This window comes from Pseudomonas sp. MDT1-17 (assembly GCF_054898105.1).
Genome location: NZ_JBUBVM010000001.1, coordinates 2,777,144 through 2,791,128, shown reverse-complemented (window position 1 = coordinate 2,791,128; position 13,985 = coordinate 2,777,144). Strand labels below are relative to the sequence as shown.

The window sequence follows — 13,985 nt, the reverse complement described above, 5'->3', positions numbered from 1 at the left end:
GTCAGGTAGGCAGGCGCGGTTCTTTGGGCATTCCCAGGGCGCGCTCGGCGATGATGTTGCGCTGGATCTCGTTGCTGCCGCCGTAGAGGGTGTCGGCGCGACTGAACAGGTACAGCGATTGCAAACGAGTGAGTTGGTAAGGCGCGGCCTCCAGCACTTCGGCCTCGGCGCCGAGGACGTCCATCGCCAGCTTGCCGAGGCTGGCGTGCCAGGTGGACCAGAACAGTTTGTAGATGGTCGCTTCCTTGCGCAGCGAACCGTCCTGCGCACCCGACAGCATGCGCAGCGAGTTGTAGCGCATGATCCGCAGTCCGCTCCAGGCCTCGGCCAGGCGCTGGCGCAGGATCGGGTCACGCGCGGCGCCATTGGCCCGGGCGATGGCGATGATTTCGTTCAGTTCATTGTGAAATTGCATCTGCTGGCCGAGGGTCGATACCCCGCGTTCGAAACCGAGCAACGCCATCGCGATCTTCCAGCCCTCGCCCGGCGCGCCGATGATATTGGCGGCGTCGGTGCAGGCATCATCGAAGAACACTTCGTTGAACTCGCAGGTGCCTGTGAGCTGCTCGATAGGCCGCACGGTAATCTCCGTCTGGGCCATGGGCACTAGCAAGAAGGACAAGCCGCGATGGCCAACGCTGCCCGGTTCAGTGCGGGCGATCACAAAACACCAGTCCGACTCATGGGCCAGGGAGGTCCAGACTTTTTGTCCGTTGATCACCCAAGTGCCGCTGGCTTCATCAAGCACCGCGCGGGTCTTGACGTTGGCCAGGTCGGACCCGGCCCCCGGTTCGGAATAGCCCTGGCACCAGAACGCCGTGCCACTGACGATTCCCGGTAGAAAGCGCTGTTGCTGCTCGGCAGTGCCGAACGCGGCAATGGTCGGCCCGGCCAGCCCTTCGCCGATATGCCCCATGCGACCGGGGCCGCCAGCGCGGGCGTACTCTTCGTGGAAAATCACTTGCTGGCTGATCGACAGACCACGCCCACCGTGCTCCGGCGCCCAACCGACACAGGTCCAGCCGCCCTCGGCGAGTTTGCGTTCCCAGGCTTTGCGTTCCTCGGGAAACATATGTTCGTCACCCGGGCCACCCCGAAAACGCAGGGGCTCGAATTCGCCGCACAGGTTCGCGCTCAACCAGTCGGCCACTTCCTGACGGAAGCACTCGTCCTGCTCACTGAAACTGATTTTCATGGCTGCTCTCCAAGAATCACTGCGGCAATGCGCTCGCGATGCCAGGCCGGTAGCCCGAGAAAGCTTTCGCTGGCACGGGCGCGCTTGAAGTAGAGGTGCGGGTCGTATTCCCAAGTGAAACCAACGCCGCCGTGCAACTGGATCGACTCGGACGCGCAGTGGAAATAGGTTTCGGAGCACTGCGCCTTGGCCAGCGCCGCCGCCAGCGGTAGCTCGGCGGCCACCTGCGGGTCGCCTTCAGGATCGAGGACTTCCTGGGCCACGCAGGCCGCGTAGTAACTGGCCGAACGTGCACATTCGACCTGCAGCATCATGTCGGCGGCGCGGTGTTTGAGCGCCTGGAAACTGGCGATGGGTCGACCGAACTGCTGGCGTTCCTGCATATAGGCAACGCTCAGGTCGAGCACCTGCTGCGCGCCACCGGTCTGTTCGGCAGCCAGGCCGATGCAAGCCAGTTGCAGGACCCGCTGCAGATGCGGCCAGCCCGCGCCGAACTCACCGAGCAGGCAGTCAGCGCTGAGGTACAGCCCCTTGAGCTGAATCCGAGCCTGACGACGGGTCTGGTCCATGGTCGGCAACATTTGACGCTCGATCCCTGCCTGGTCCGCATCCACGGCGAACAGGCTGATGCCCGCCTCGCCGGTCGACCCGGGAGCCCGTGCGGCGATGATCAAGAGGTCAGCGCTGTGCCCGTCGAGCACATGATTGAGGGTTCCATCAAGCACAAAGCCCTCGCCCTCTGTCACCACCGTGGCCTGAACATCCTTGGCCGCCCAGCCGTTGGCGCTGCTGAAGGCCAGCGTTGCGGTGAGGCTGCCGTCGGCGATCAACGGCAGCCAGCGTTGTTTTTGTTGTTCGTTGGCGGCCAGCAACAGCGCGGGTGTGGCCATGCAGGTGGTGGCGAAGAACGGCGAACACAGCAAGCGTCGGCCCATCTGTTCCAGCAAAATCGACAGTTCGACAAAGCCCAGTCCCAGGCCGCCGTACGCTTCGGGAATATGAATTGCCGGCCAGTACATTTCGCGGCACAGGCGCTGCCAGAGCGCCTCGTCAAAACCTCGCTCGCTGACCATCGCCGCTCGCACGGCGGCAGAATCCGAGACGTCGGCGAGAAAGCCCTCGGCCGATGCGCGGATCATTTCCTGTTCGTCGCTGAATGCAAACTCCATCGCGGCGCCTTCTGCTCGTTAGGCGGGGCACGCATGAAGCGACACCCCTCTGGCCTTCGAGTTTGGTGCCAGTGGCACACGACAGAATCGTCAGCCTTGCCTAGTCCGAATGGGCGATGCCGAGGCCGATCCGCCGAGGATTGAACGCCTGGCCCATGGGCGGCCGCCCCCATCACTACTGATACCAACCCTGTAGCACTCGGTAACATCCGGCGCTGTTACGGTGCGTCTTTTCAAAGACTCGACATCACGCGCCCCGCCCTACAAGGCCAAAACAGCCATGGCGTAAATTGTGCATCTAAATGCAATCCAATTCTGCTTGAAGCCGCCATGCGCCCCAAGGAACTGAAACTCTGGACTACCGGTGTTGCCCATTTACTGGACCTTCCTCCCGGGCATGCGCGGTTAGCGGGCTTAAGTCACTGGTTGCGGCAAGTATGCCCGGTCGATCACTTCGTTCTGTTCGTCTATGAAGGCAATCATCGGCCATTGGCGCTGTTCGACACCTTCGCAGCCGACAAGCGTGTGGTGTATGTCGATGACTATCAGTGCGGGCCCTATTTACTTGATCCGTTCTACCTGGCATGCACTCGCGGGCAAGCGCCTGGACTGTGGCGTTTGCGACAGTTCGCACCCGACCACTTCTACCTCGGCGAGTATTACCTGACGTATTACCAGCAAACCGGGCTGGCTGAAGAAGTGGCGTTTTTCGTCGACCTCGGTGGCGGCGCCATGGCCGTTCTGTCGTTGATGCGATCCACCGCCAGCTGTGCTTTTGGTCGTGACGAGATGCAGTTGATCGAGTGCGCGCAGGCCGTGGTTGAACAGGTGATCAATGAAGCCTGGCGTTTGCGTCAAGCCCAGCAACCACGCCCGGCGCAGGACCTGGACTTCAAGATCCGCGAAGCCTTCGATCAGTTCGGCGCGCACATCCTCACCGGCCGCGAACAAGAGATTGTGCAGTTGCTGCTACGCGGTCACTCCAGCGCCTCGGTCGCCGAACAACTGAGCATCAGTCCTGGCACGGTGAAGATTCACCGCAAGAACATCTACGCCAAGCTCGGCATCGGCAGCCAGTCCGAATTGCTCGGGCTGTTTATCCGCGACCTTACCGGCCAGGAACTGGTCGTCGAAACCTGACACCTGAAAACGACTCTATCCCCCAAGGGATATATACAGCGCAAAACCCCGATTGCTAGTTTGGCCCTCGACGCACTGATTCATCACTGCAAGGGAGCCCGCCTCGTGAACAACAGCGTGAACGACACTTCGCCAAGCGATATCGAATTCTGCAATGTGGTCAAACGCTATGGCGAGGTGTCAGCCGTCGATGGCCTGAACTTCGCGGTGCGCCGCGGCTCATTCCATTCCTTCCTCGGCGGTTCCGGCTGCGGCAAAACCACCACCCTGCGCATGATCGCCGGCTTCGAACAGCCCAGTAGCGGCGAAGTGCGCCTGTCGGGCAAAAACGTTGCCGGAGTGCCGGCGTTTGAGCGGCCGGTGAACATGGTGTTCCAGCACTACGCCCTCTTCCCGCACCTGACAGTGGCGCAGAACATCGCCTATGGACTGCGTTATCGCACCCCGCGACCCGACAAAAAAACCCAACTGCGCATGGCTGATGAAGCGTTGGAAATGGTGCGCCTGAGCGGCTTCGGTCAACGCAAGCCGAGTGAACTTTCCGGCGGCCAACAGCAGCGTGTGGCCCTGGCCCGGGCGCTGGTCAATAAGCCGACCGTGTTGCTGCTGGACGAGCCGCTGGCGGCGCTGGACCGCAAGCTGCGCAAGGAAATGCAATCCGAATTGCTGCGCCTGCAACGCGAAGTCGGCATCACCTTTGTGCTGGTCACCCACGATCAGGAAGAAGCCTTGTCGATGAGTGACAGCATCAGCGTGATGCACAACGGTTCGATCATCCAGACCGCCACCCCGGAACAACTGTATGAAGCGCCGGCCAGCCGTTACGTGGCCGATTTTATCGGCGAATCCAATCTGTTCAACGGCACGGTTCGTCAATTGCAGGGCGACTCAGTAGTGCTGCGCACCGAGCAAGGACTGGAACTGACCAGCCCACTGACGCCCACCGGCAAAGCCTTAAGCGCAGACGCCGCCGGTTGCATCGCGGTGCGCCCGGAGCTGATCAGCATCGCCAGCGCCAACGCCGACATGACCCGCGAAGTGAAGCTGCAAGGCTACGTGGAAGACCGCATCTACCTCGGCAACTCCACCGAATATCGCGTGCGCACCCAAGCCTTTGGCGTGGTTTGCGTGCGTGTGCCGCGCCAGCAGGATCACGGCGCCAATGCATTCGAACACGGCGCTGCAGTGAGCGTCGGCTGGGATCACGCCAATGGCCTGGCCATGGCGTTGTAATTCATCGATTCGTTTCATCAACCGAATGTGGAGCGTGCTATGGACCGGAAGACGTTTATCAAAACCCTGCGTAGCTGGCAGAACGGCTCGATCAGCCGCCGCGAGTTCCTTGGCCGCACTGGCCTGGGAATTGCCGCAGCGGTGGTCGCAACCAACATGCCCGGCCTGCTGACCTCCACCGCTGAGGCTGCCGAGCAGGCCAAACTGGGCGATCGCCTGTCGCTGGCGACTTGGCCGAATTACCACAGCCAGGAAAACCTCGACACCTTCGCCAAAACCACCGGTGCGCGCGTTTCGATGAGCGTGTTCGGTTCCAACGAAGAGATGCTTGCCAAATTGCAGGCCGGTGGCAGTGGCTGGGACGTACTGGTGCCGACCAACTACACCATCAGCACTTACGTTGGCCTGGGCCTGATCGAACCATTGGACCTGTCGCGCATTCCCAACTTTGATGCGTCGGCTTTCCAGCAAAAATTCATGGCCCAAGGAACGGTGGACGGCAAGGTGTATGCGGTGCCGAAAAACTGGGGCACTACCGGCATGCTCTACGACACCGGCAAACTGAAGAACGGCCCCTCCAGCTGGAAAGAATTCTGGGTTGCAACTCAAGGCCCCGCCAGCGGCCGGACGATAGTTCACGACTACCAACTGACCGCCATCGGCAACGCGCTGAAAAGCTTCGGCTATAGCTTCAATTCCCTGGACCCGAAAGAACTGGCCGATGCCGAAAAACTGCTGATCGAGGTCAAGCCGCACCTGTTCGCCATCAACTCCGACATCCAGCCGTCAATGCGCAGCGGCGATGCCTGGCTGGCGATGGCCTGGACCGGCGATGCCTCTCAGTTGCACCGCGACAACGCGCAGATGCAGTTCGAACTGGGCAAGGAAGGTGGCGAACTCTGGAGTGACTTCTTTGCCATTCCCAAAAGCTCGGAGCACAAGGACGCGGCCTACGCCTTCATCAACTACCTGCTCGATCCGCAGCACAACAAGCTCGAAGTGTTGAGCCACGGTTACCCGAGCGGCGACAAACGCGTCGATGCGTTGCTGCCCACCGCCATGCTCGACGATCCGATCATGTACCCGGCCGCCGAAGCGCTCAGTCCTCTGGAGTTCGGTGCCGCGGCGACGCTCACCAGCCCGGCGCGCGCCGAACTGATGGCTCGCTTCAAATCCGCCTGATCGCCTAGCCATGGCCAATGAGGAGTCCCCCATGAACGCTGCCACCCACCCGCAAACGGTGCAGCCGGACAATGCCCGGTCGGTCGAGGTTCGCCAGCGGCGCAGCCTCGGCCGGCGGATCACCCTGCTGATGCTCTTGCCCTCGACCTTGTGGTTCCTGCTGCTGTTGTTGATGCCGCTGGTGATCATCCTGGTCTTCAGTTTCGGCGAGCGCAGTGCCGTGGGCGGTTACGCCGGTGGCTTCACGCTGGCCAACTACCTGAACCTCGGTTCCCGTGGCGCGGCGTTCAGTAACACGCTGATGTTGGCGCCGCTGGGCACGCTGGTGTGCCTGGTGGCGGCTTACCCGCTGGCGTATTTTCTGGCGGTCAAGGTCAGCAGGAACCGCTCGCTGCTGCTGACGCTGGTGATTGTGCCGTTCTGGACCAGTTTCCTGATCCGCACTTACGCCTGGATTTTCATCCTCAGCGGCAAGGGCATTCCGGCCTTGCTCGCAAGCCTTGGCCTTGAGGACGTGCGGCTGATCAATACGCCGTGGGCGGTGCTGATCGGCATCGTTTACGGCTACTTGCCGCTGATGGTGTTTCCGATTTACGTCAGCCTGGAAAAACTCGACAAGCGTCTGCTCGAAGCCTCGGCGGACCTGGGTGCCAGCGCTTTCGAAAGCTTGCGACGGATCACCCTGCCACTCTCCGCGCCCGGGATCATCACCGGGGTGATGCTGGTGTTCATCCTGTTGATGGGCGAGTTCCTGATCCCGGCCATTCTCGGTGGCGGCAAAGTGTTCTTCGTCGGCAACGCACTGGTCGACCTGTTTCTGCAATCGCGTAACTGGCCCTTCGGCAGCGCGCTGGCGATGACCTTGGTGGCGATGATGCTGCTGATCATCGGTGTGTATTTGAAACTGGTGGCGCGCTATGGCGGCCGCCCTGCCGACGGAGGGTTGTGACATGTGGCTGCGCAGCTATTCGACTTCGCTGTACCTGTTTCTCTACGCACCGATCGCGTTGATCGTGCTGTTCAGCTTCAACGCCGGGCGCAGTGGCCTGGCGTTCGAATGCTGCTCGGTGCAATGGTTTGGTCGCGCGTTTGGCAACCCGTTCATCATAGAGGCGCTGGGCCATAGCGCGTTCATTGCCTTCACTTCTGCGGTGATTGCGACGCTGTTCGGCACGCTCGCGGTGTTCGGTTTGCAACGTGCCGGCGCCAAAGTGCGGTTGCTGTTCGATGCGCTGACCTATTGCGCAATCATCGTGCCCGGGATCGTCATCGGCATCTCGACGTTGATTGCGTTCATTAGCCTGTTCGACCTGATCAACCCGTTGCTGGCGAGTTGGATACCGAGCATTCCACGGTTGAACATGGGCTTCTTTACCGTGATCGCCGCGCACTCGCTGTTCACCATGGCGTTCATGGTGATCGTGCGCAGCCGCGTCGACTCACTGGACAAGGCCTTGCTGGAAGCCTCGGCCGACCTCTACGCGCCCCCAATGCAAACGTTCTGGCGGGTCACCCTGCCGCAGATCAGTCCGGCGATCATGGCCGGGTTTCTGCTGGCGTTCACCTTCAGCTTCGACGATTTCATCATCGCGTTCTTCGTCGCCGGCTCCGAAACAACCTTGCCGATCTACATCTTTTCATCCATCCGCCGCGGCGTGACCCCGGAGATCAACGCGGTTTCGACCGTCATCATCTGCGCGTCGCTGGCGCTGCTGTTCACTTCCCGTCACCTGCAAAACCGCCGCACCGGCGTCCAGGAGTCTCACAATGCGTGATCAGCTATACATCAACGGCGAGTGGGTCAGCCCGGATCTGGGCGGTTACCTGGACGTCATCGACCCGGCCACCGGGCAGGCTTTCCATCGGGTAGCCGCGGGCACCGAAGAAGACGTCGATCATGCGGTGCGCGCCGCCAGGCGAGCGTTCGATAACGGCTGGAGCCAAACCACTGGCGCCGAGCGCGCGCAGTGGCTGGAAGCGTTGGCTGATGAACTGGACAGTGGTCAACAGGCGTTGGCTGAACTGGAAGTGCGTGACAACGGCAAACCGTTGCCCGAAGCGCAGTGGGACGTTGGCGATGCGATCGGTTGCTTGCGTTACTACGCCGGGTTGGCCCGGGAACTGGACCTACAGCAGGACCAACCGCTGGCGCTGCCGGACGAGCGTTTTCGCTGCCGCATCCGCCATGAACCGATCGGCGTTGCCGGGCAGATCATCCCCTGGAACTACCCGCTGCTGATGGCCGCGTGGAAGGTCGCGCCCGCCTTGGCCGCCGGGGCCACGCTGGTGTTGAAACCGTCCGAACTGACACCACTGACGGCGCTGGAACTGGCCGCGGCCGCCGACCGCATCGGTCTGCCGGCCGGGGTCCTGAACGTCGTGACCGGTCTTGGAGCCGACGCCGGCGGTCCGCTCACCGAACACCCTGGCGTGGACAAACTGGCCTTTACCGGCAGCGTACCCACCGGGGCAAAAATCATGTCGGCGGCCGCTCGCGACATCAAGAACATCAGCCTGGAGCTGGGCGGAAAGTCTGCATTCATTGTGTTCGACGACGCCGATGTCGAAGCGGCGGTGGAGTGGATTCTGTTCGGGATTTTCTGGAACCAGGGCCAGGTGTGCAGCGCCACTTCACGCTTGCTGGTACAGGAAAACATCGCCTCGCGGTTGATCGAGCGACTGGTTGAGGAAACTCGCAAGATCACCATCGGCCCAGGGCTGGAACCCGGCGTGTTGTTGGGCCCTTTGGTCAGCCGAGGTCAACACGACAAGGTCCTCGGCTTTATCGATCAGGGACTGGCCAGCGGTGCACGCCTGCTTACCGGAGGTCGGCAACCGGCGCATCTGCCAGAGGGTTATTTCATCGAACCGGCCATCTTCGACGAGCCCGGACACAGCAGCATCCTCTGGCGCGAAGAGGTGTTCGGCCCGGTGCTGTGCATCAAGCGCTTCAAGACCGAAGAGCAAGCCTTGCAAATGGCCAACGCCAGCCGCTTCGGCCTCGCCGCCGCCGTGATGAGTGCTGATTTGCAACGTACCGCCCGCGTCGCCAACCAACTGCGCGCCGGGATTATCTGGGTCAACTGCTCGCAACCAACCTTCGTCGAGGCACCGTGGGGCGGCATGAAACACAGCGGTATTGGCCGGGAACTCGGCCAATGGGGGCTGCACAATTATCTGGAGGTGAAGCAAGTGACCGAATACGTCAGCGACCAGCCATGGGGCTGGTATCTGAAATAGACGGTCAGTGCCTCAGCTCACGCGACATGACAGCCGCTGCCAGGCCGAAGGGCGATTTACCGCCCAGCTCCCAGCGGCTGCTCCAGCCGAATATTTTCCAGACGACTGAACGCGTCGACCCGCACCCCGCTGCCCACGCTCACCCCCGGTCCAAACACCACGCAAGGTTCGATGCACACGTCCCTGGCGAGCTGCGTATCAGCACTGAAGAACACCGTATCCGCCGCCATCAGGCTGACGCCCGACCGCATGACGGCCTGGCGTCGACGCTGCTGGAAAAGCTGTTCGGCAGCATGCAATTGCTCGCGATCATTAACCCCGAGCACGTCGCCCTCGTCGACCTCCACCGCTGTAACTTGCAGCCCGGCGTTGTTGGCCACGGCAACCGCGTCGGTGAGGTAGTACTCGCCTTGCGCGTTTTGATTGCCGATGCGTTCCAGCAACCAGAGACAGGTGTCTGCACGCAAGCCCATGACACCGCCATTGCAGAAGCCGACTTCCAATTCTTGTGGGCTGTGTAGTGGTCTAATGAAACCGGACACCCATTTAGGCGAGGATGCTCGCCAGATAGAGGTGTCTGATGACCAAGCAAGGTCGCAGGCCTCGTGCTCGATCGCTTCAGATTTTTTTCAACGCTGGTAACGGATTGACGGCGCGCCTTTGTCGTCTGCTGAATGGCTGCGGGACGATCTGCGAAGCGGTGTTGGAACGCTGCTGGCTTCGGCCTCAATTCGGATCCAGCAAACCACCGCTCCAATTACGCGATACCCGGCTGCCGGTGAATTTGGCAACGACCATGCCTTGAGACACCAGCCGATCCCGATTGCGTGTCACCATCCGCCCTGCTTGCTCGGCGTACAACACCACTTCAGAAGAGGGATCGCCTGGCCGTTGGAGGATTCGCGCAAAGCGTTGCGCTGCTTCGACGAAATCGCCCAATTCCTTTTCAAAAATCAGCACCCCGGACTGCGGTGCGAGGTGGGTTTCCATATGGCTCATCTGCACGGCCTCGACGGGCCAGTCGCCGGACGTCAGCGCCTCTTCGATAACACCGAAACCGCACAACCAGGCATACAACCCTTGCGCATCCTGTTCGGCAAACTGATCGCTGACATCGCCCTGCCCTCGCAACTCCAGGGTCGCCGCCATCTTCCGATCGGTGACGCCATCGCGCAGCCAGGGCGCAATGATTGTTTCCTCGAAGGACCCCTCTTCGCCGTCATCCCAGATGATCGCCACGTCCATTTTCATCGCCGCCGCCAGTGCACGGCCACGGGGCCAGAAGCTGCTGTGCATGTAGAGGTATGGCAGGGCTTCATCATCGGTGTGCAGATCAAGCATCACGTCCGCCGTGGCCGCAAGTTGCACCAGGCTTTTTTGCCATTCCTGGACGTTAGTCGAGGGTCGCTGCAGCGCAGCCGACACGTCAAACGAGCGGTTGAAGTTATGCCCGGTCGCGTCATGAAAGCGCCCGAGAATCCGCCCTTGGCGAAACTGCCCGATGCCAAGGGGATTGGCCTGCGGCACCACCGTCACGCTGCTCTTGAGCCGGCCCTCGGCCTCGGCGATCTGAAGCCGCTGTATCAACAGATGCAGGACCAGCATCCCGGCGATTTCATCGGCGTGCACCCCCGCCTGCAAGTGTACATTTGGCCCGTTGCCATTGCCCTCAAAGCGCCAGGCACCGACCCGCACCGCGTCGCCGTTATTGTTGCGAACACTGAACGAAATATCCTGCGCCATCTGTTTGTCCTCCTGTCATGACCATTAAGAAGCGATGTTTCGCCGTCGTCTATGCTGGATATTGAACGCACGTTCAACTAAGCTCGCCAACCAGGCACTGCACCCAAGGATTCCCTTGTGACCACCGACTCTCCAAAATTCCGCCGCGTTGAACCCGACGAGCGTCGCGAACTGATGGTTGCCGCCACCCTGCGTTGCTTGGCTCGCGACGGCCACGCTGGTATCTCCGTGCGCCGTATTGCTACCGAGGCCGGGGTGTCCGTCGGACTGCTCAATCACCATTTCGGCAGCATCGATGCGTTGATTGCTGACACTTACCAGAAGCTCGCCAGCGAACTGACCAGCGCCCTGCTCCAGGAAATCCAGCAGGCCGGTACACCGGCCGAAAAAATGGACACCTTCCTCGTTGGCTCGTTTTCGCCCCGGGTCATGGACCCGCAATTGCTCGGCGTTTGGGTGGTGTTCTGGAGCCTGATTCGTCACTCGGAACATGTCAGCCAGTCACACGAAAAAAGCTACCGCGACTACCTCGACCTGCTTCGCCAACTGCTGGACGATCTAGCGGCCAGCGAGGGGTTCGTAATCCACGACACTCGCCTGGCCGCCATTGGCTTATCGGCGATGCTCGACGGACTCTGGATCGAGTGGTGCCTGAACCCCGAAACCTTCAGCCCCGCCAACGGCCTCCACATCTGTCGTTGCTGGATAAAGGGACTGCGTCACGGAGCATTCAGCACCGACGACGTCCTGTGACGGGTGACGGCCGAAGATCATTGCCAGGGTGCCGCTGACCGCGATCAGCCCGGCACCGATCATCAGCGATACATCCATCAGCGTGCCCCAGATCAGGTTCGATAGCGCAAACGCCCAGATCAGCCCGGTGTACTCGAATGGCGCCAGCAAGGTCGCGGTAGCGCGCTGAAAACTGGCAAATAGCAGGAACTGGCCGATACCGCCCACCAACCCAGCCGCAAGCATTCCCAGCCAGGCCGGTGTCGGCGCCGGGGTGTGAGTCCAGGGCAGCGCCACCATCATGCAAATGACAAACACCACGTTGGTGATCAGCATTTGCTCCAATACCGAAGTCTGATCATCCACCTGCCGCAACTGGATGTAGGTAAATGCCCAACACATTGCCGCCAGGAGCGTAAGGATGATCGGCAAAGGATCGGTGATGTTGCTCGGGCGACAGGCAATGATCACACCGACAAAGCCTATGACCAGGCTGAACCATTGCCAGCCGCTGGCGCGTTCCTTGAGGATCATCGCGGCCAGCACTGTGACCATGATCGGCGCCGAAAAATACAGCGTGGTCATCTCGGCCAGGGTCAGATCCCGGGCTGCCGTGTAGTACAGCAGCCAGGCCACAATCGACAATAAACCGCGAACCACCAGCAAGCGCCGACTCGGCGAACGCCAGGCCCGCTGGATCAGCCGAAGTCGTCCCGCCAGCAAACAGGCGACCACCACCACGAGGCTGCGCCAGAACAGAATGCTGACCACCGAATAGTCGGCCACCAGCCACTTGATGCCCGCGTCCTGCAATGCCAGGAATGCGTAGCCCAAGGTACATAGGCCAATGCCCTGCAGCGACCGGTCGACGACCTGTGGCGTACTCATTACACGGAACTGCGCACGGGTGTCCCGCGCCGCTCAACAAAGGCAAATAGCGCCTCAATCAGGAAGGTCAGGCAAACGTACACCCCTGCCACCAGCAGCAACGGTTCATATACTTGCAGGGTCTGCGCCCGGACCACGTTGGCGGCGCCCAGCAGGTCGATCACCGCGATGGTCGAGGCCAGCGCCGTGGATTTCAGCAACATCACAGTTTCCCCGGCCAATGTTGGCAACAGCAACCGCATGGCGCGGGGCAAACGCACCCGCAACAGTGACTGGCGTGAGGTCATGCCGAAGGCCGAGGCGGCTTCAATTTCACCCTTTGGCACCGCCAGCAGGCCGCCGCGAATCACTTCGCCGACATAGGCGCCCATCGACAACACCAAGGCAAACACGATGTACCAGTAACCGTCACGCAGATAGGGCCAGAGGAAGCTGCCGCGAATCAGCGGAAACTGCGCAAACAGGCTGCCGAGCCCGTAGTAGAAAATGTAGATCTGGATCAGCAACGGTGTACCGCGAAACACGCTGGTATAGAACAGACTGGCCTTGGCGATCACTCTGTATTTCGAGATCCGGGCCAGCGCCACCAACACCGCCAGCAAAAAACCGAACACACTGGACAGCAACAGTAGGGTAATGGTCGTTTGCAGCCCTCGACCCAACAGTGCCGCGTATTCAACTATCCACGCTGGAATCATTTCAATCACTCAGCCAAAGGCATCCAGCGACGAATGCGTCGCTCAAGCCGTCCCGACAGATAGTTGGACACCAACGTCACCGCGTAATACATCGCCGCGGCCGTGAGGTAGAACAACAGATAATGGCGCGTCGAACCCGCGCCTTGCTTGGCGGTGTACAACAGCTCGTTGGTGCCGACCACACTGATCAATGCACTGTCCTTGATCAGGTTGATCCACAGATTCGACATCCCCGCCATCGCATAGGGCGCCATGATCGGCAGTGTGACTCGCCGGAACAGGCCAAACCCACTCAAGCCGAACGCCCTCGCCGCCTCGATCTGGCCGAACGGAATCGCCTGGATCGCCGCCCGGAAAATTTCCGAGGCGTACGCGCCCTGCACCAACCCCAGCACCACGATTGCCGCCAGAGGACCACTGACATTCACAACGCCGTAACCCAGTTGGGCCATCAGCGAGTTGAGGAGCATGGAACCGACGTAGTAGAGCAACAGGATCAGCAATAGCTCCGGCACTGCGCGGAACAACGTGGTGTAACTGCGCATGAGCGCGGCAATCGGTTTCGGGGCGTTCAGCTTGAGGCAGGCAACGACCAGCCCGATAGCTAGCCCGAGCACAAAGGCCCCGGCCGAAATCTGCAGGGTCATCCAGAGCCCTTTCAGCAGCGCACCGCCCCACCCTGTTTCGCTGAAATTGATCAACTCGAACATTGCTGACTCTCCTCTCTCCCGTCGGCGGTCTTGAAAACACCGCCGCTCCTACAGG

The 13,985-nt window shown here is 61.0% G+C and carries 13 protein-coding genes and 1 pseudogene; 7 read left to right on the top strand and 7 right to left on the bottom strand.

Annotated elements, in window-relative coordinates; genetic code table 11:
• Nucleotide 1: 1 nt before the first annotated feature.
• Nucleotides 2-1,195, bottom strand: a complete 1,194-nt coding sequence (locus tag ACYZTX_RS12925; protein WP_462034354.1) for an acyl-CoA dehydrogenase family protein — start codon at nucleotides 1,193-1,195, stop codon at nucleotides 2-4.
• Nucleotides 1,192-2,364 (bottom strand): acyl-CoA dehydrogenase family protein, encoded by a 1,173-nt coding sequence (locus tag ACYZTX_RS12920; RefSeq protein ID WP_462034353.1) that lies wholly within the window; start codon nucleotides 2,362-2,364, stop codon nucleotides 1,192-1,194. Before ACYZTX_RS12920 ends, ACYZTX_RS12925 begins: the two co-directional genes overlap by 4 nt.
• A 330-nt stretch (nucleotides 2,365-2,694) precedes the next feature.
• Between ACYZTX_RS12920 and ACYZTX_RS12915 the strand changes: the two genes are divergently transcribed.
• The 6 genes from ACYZTX_RS12915 to ACYZTX_RS12890 all read left to right on the top strand — a co-directional run bounded on the left by ACYZTX_RS12915 (nucleotide 2,695) and on the right by ACYZTX_RS12890 (nucleotide 9,159).
• Complete coding sequence (locus ACYZTX_RS12915; RefSeq protein ID WP_462034352.1) at nucleotides 2,695-3,504, top strand: response regulator transcription factor; 810 nt, start codon at nucleotides 2,695-2,697, stop codon at nucleotides 3,502-3,504.
• 105 nt (nucleotides 3,505-3,609) lie between these two features.
• Nucleotides 3,610-4,737 carry an ABC transporter ATP-binding protein gene (locus ACYZTX_RS12910; RefSeq protein ID WP_462034351.1) on the top strand — a complete coding sequence of 376 codons (1,128 nt, stop codon included), beginning with the start codon at nucleotides 3,610-3,612 and terminating at the stop codon, nucleotides 4,735-4,737.
• A gap of 39 nt (nucleotides 4,738-4,776) precedes the next feature.
• Nucleotides 4,777-5,919 carry an ABC transporter substrate-binding protein gene (locus ACYZTX_RS12905; RefSeq protein ID WP_462034350.1) on the top strand — a complete coding sequence of 381 codons (1,143 nt, stop codon included), beginning with the start codon at nucleotides 4,777-4,779 and terminating at the stop codon, nucleotides 5,917-5,919.
• A 31-nt stretch (nucleotides 5,920-5,950) separates the two neighbouring features.
• The gene (locus tag ACYZTX_RS12900) at nucleotides 5,951-6,868 is read left to right on the top strand and encodes an ABC transporter permease (protein WP_462034349.1); all 918 of its coding nucleotides are present in this window, start codon (nucleotides 5,951-5,953) and stop codon (nucleotides 6,866-6,868) included.
• 1 nt (nucleotide 6,869) lies between these two features.
• Complete coding sequence (locus ACYZTX_RS12895; RefSeq protein WP_462034348.1) at nucleotides 6,870-7,694, top strand: ABC transporter permease; 825 nt, start codon at nucleotides 6,870-6,872, stop codon at nucleotides 7,692-7,694.
• Nucleotides 7,687-9,159 (top strand): aldehyde dehydrogenase family protein, encoded by a 1,473-nt coding sequence (locus tag ACYZTX_RS12890; RefSeq protein ID WP_462034347.1) that lies wholly within the window; start codon nucleotides 7,687-7,689, stop codon nucleotides 9,157-9,159. The genes ACYZTX_RS12895 and ACYZTX_RS12890 overlap by 8 nt, the downstream gene beginning before the upstream one ends.
• Nucleotides 9,160-9,215: 56 nt before the next feature.
• On the opposite strand, the gene ACYZTX_RS12885 is transcribed toward ACYZTX_RS12890, so the two are convergent.
• Both ACYZTX_RS12885 and ACYZTX_RS12880 read right to left on the bottom strand, forming a co-directional pair.
• A complete protein-coding gene (locus tag ACYZTX_RS12885) occupies nucleotides 9,216-9,632 on the bottom strand; it encodes a hypothetical protein (protein WP_462034346.1) in 417 nt (138 codons plus the stop codon).
• A gap of 253 nt (nucleotides 9,633-9,885) precedes the next feature.
• Nucleotides 9,886-10,902, bottom strand: coding sequence for a M14 family zinc carboxypeptidase (locus ACYZTX_RS12880; RefSeq protein WP_462034345.1), 1,017 nt, complete (start codon nucleotides 10,900-10,902; stop codon nucleotides 9,886-9,888).
• 174 nt (nucleotides 10,903-11,076) lie between these two features.
• Between ACYZTX_RS12880 and ACYZTX_RS12875 the strand changes: the two are divergent.
• A pseudogene (locus ACYZTX_RS12875) lies at nucleotides 11,077-11,559 on the top strand (TetR/AcrR family transcriptional regulator); the annotation flags it as partial.
• On the opposite strand, the gene ACYZTX_RS12870 reads toward ACYZTX_RS12875, so the two are convergent.
• The 3 genes from ACYZTX_RS12870 to ACYZTX_RS12860 are packed head-to-tail and all read right to left on the bottom strand — an operon-like array spanning nucleotide 11,515 to nucleotide 13,930.
• Nucleotides 11,515-12,522, bottom strand: coding sequence for a DMT family transporter (locus ACYZTX_RS12870; RefSeq protein ID WP_462034344.1), 1,008 nt, complete (start codon nucleotides 12,520-12,522; stop codon nucleotides 11,515-11,517). The pseudogene ACYZTX_RS12875 and the gene ACYZTX_RS12870 overlap by 45 nt on opposite strands.
• The gene (locus tag ACYZTX_RS12865) at nucleotides 12,522-13,220 is read right to left on the bottom strand and encodes an ABC transporter permease (RefSeq protein WP_462037031.1); all 699 of its coding nucleotides are present in this window, start codon (nucleotides 13,218-13,220) and stop codon (nucleotides 12,522-12,524) included. Before ACYZTX_RS12865 ends, ACYZTX_RS12870 begins: the two co-directional genes overlap by 1 nt.
• Before the next feature lie 5 nt (nucleotides 13,221-13,225).
• A complete protein-coding gene (locus ACYZTX_RS12860) occupies nucleotides 13,226-13,930 on the bottom strand; it encodes an ABC transporter permease (protein WP_462034343.1) in 705 nt (234 codons plus the stop codon).
• Between the last annotated feature and the right edge of the window lie 55 nt (nucleotides 13,931-13,985).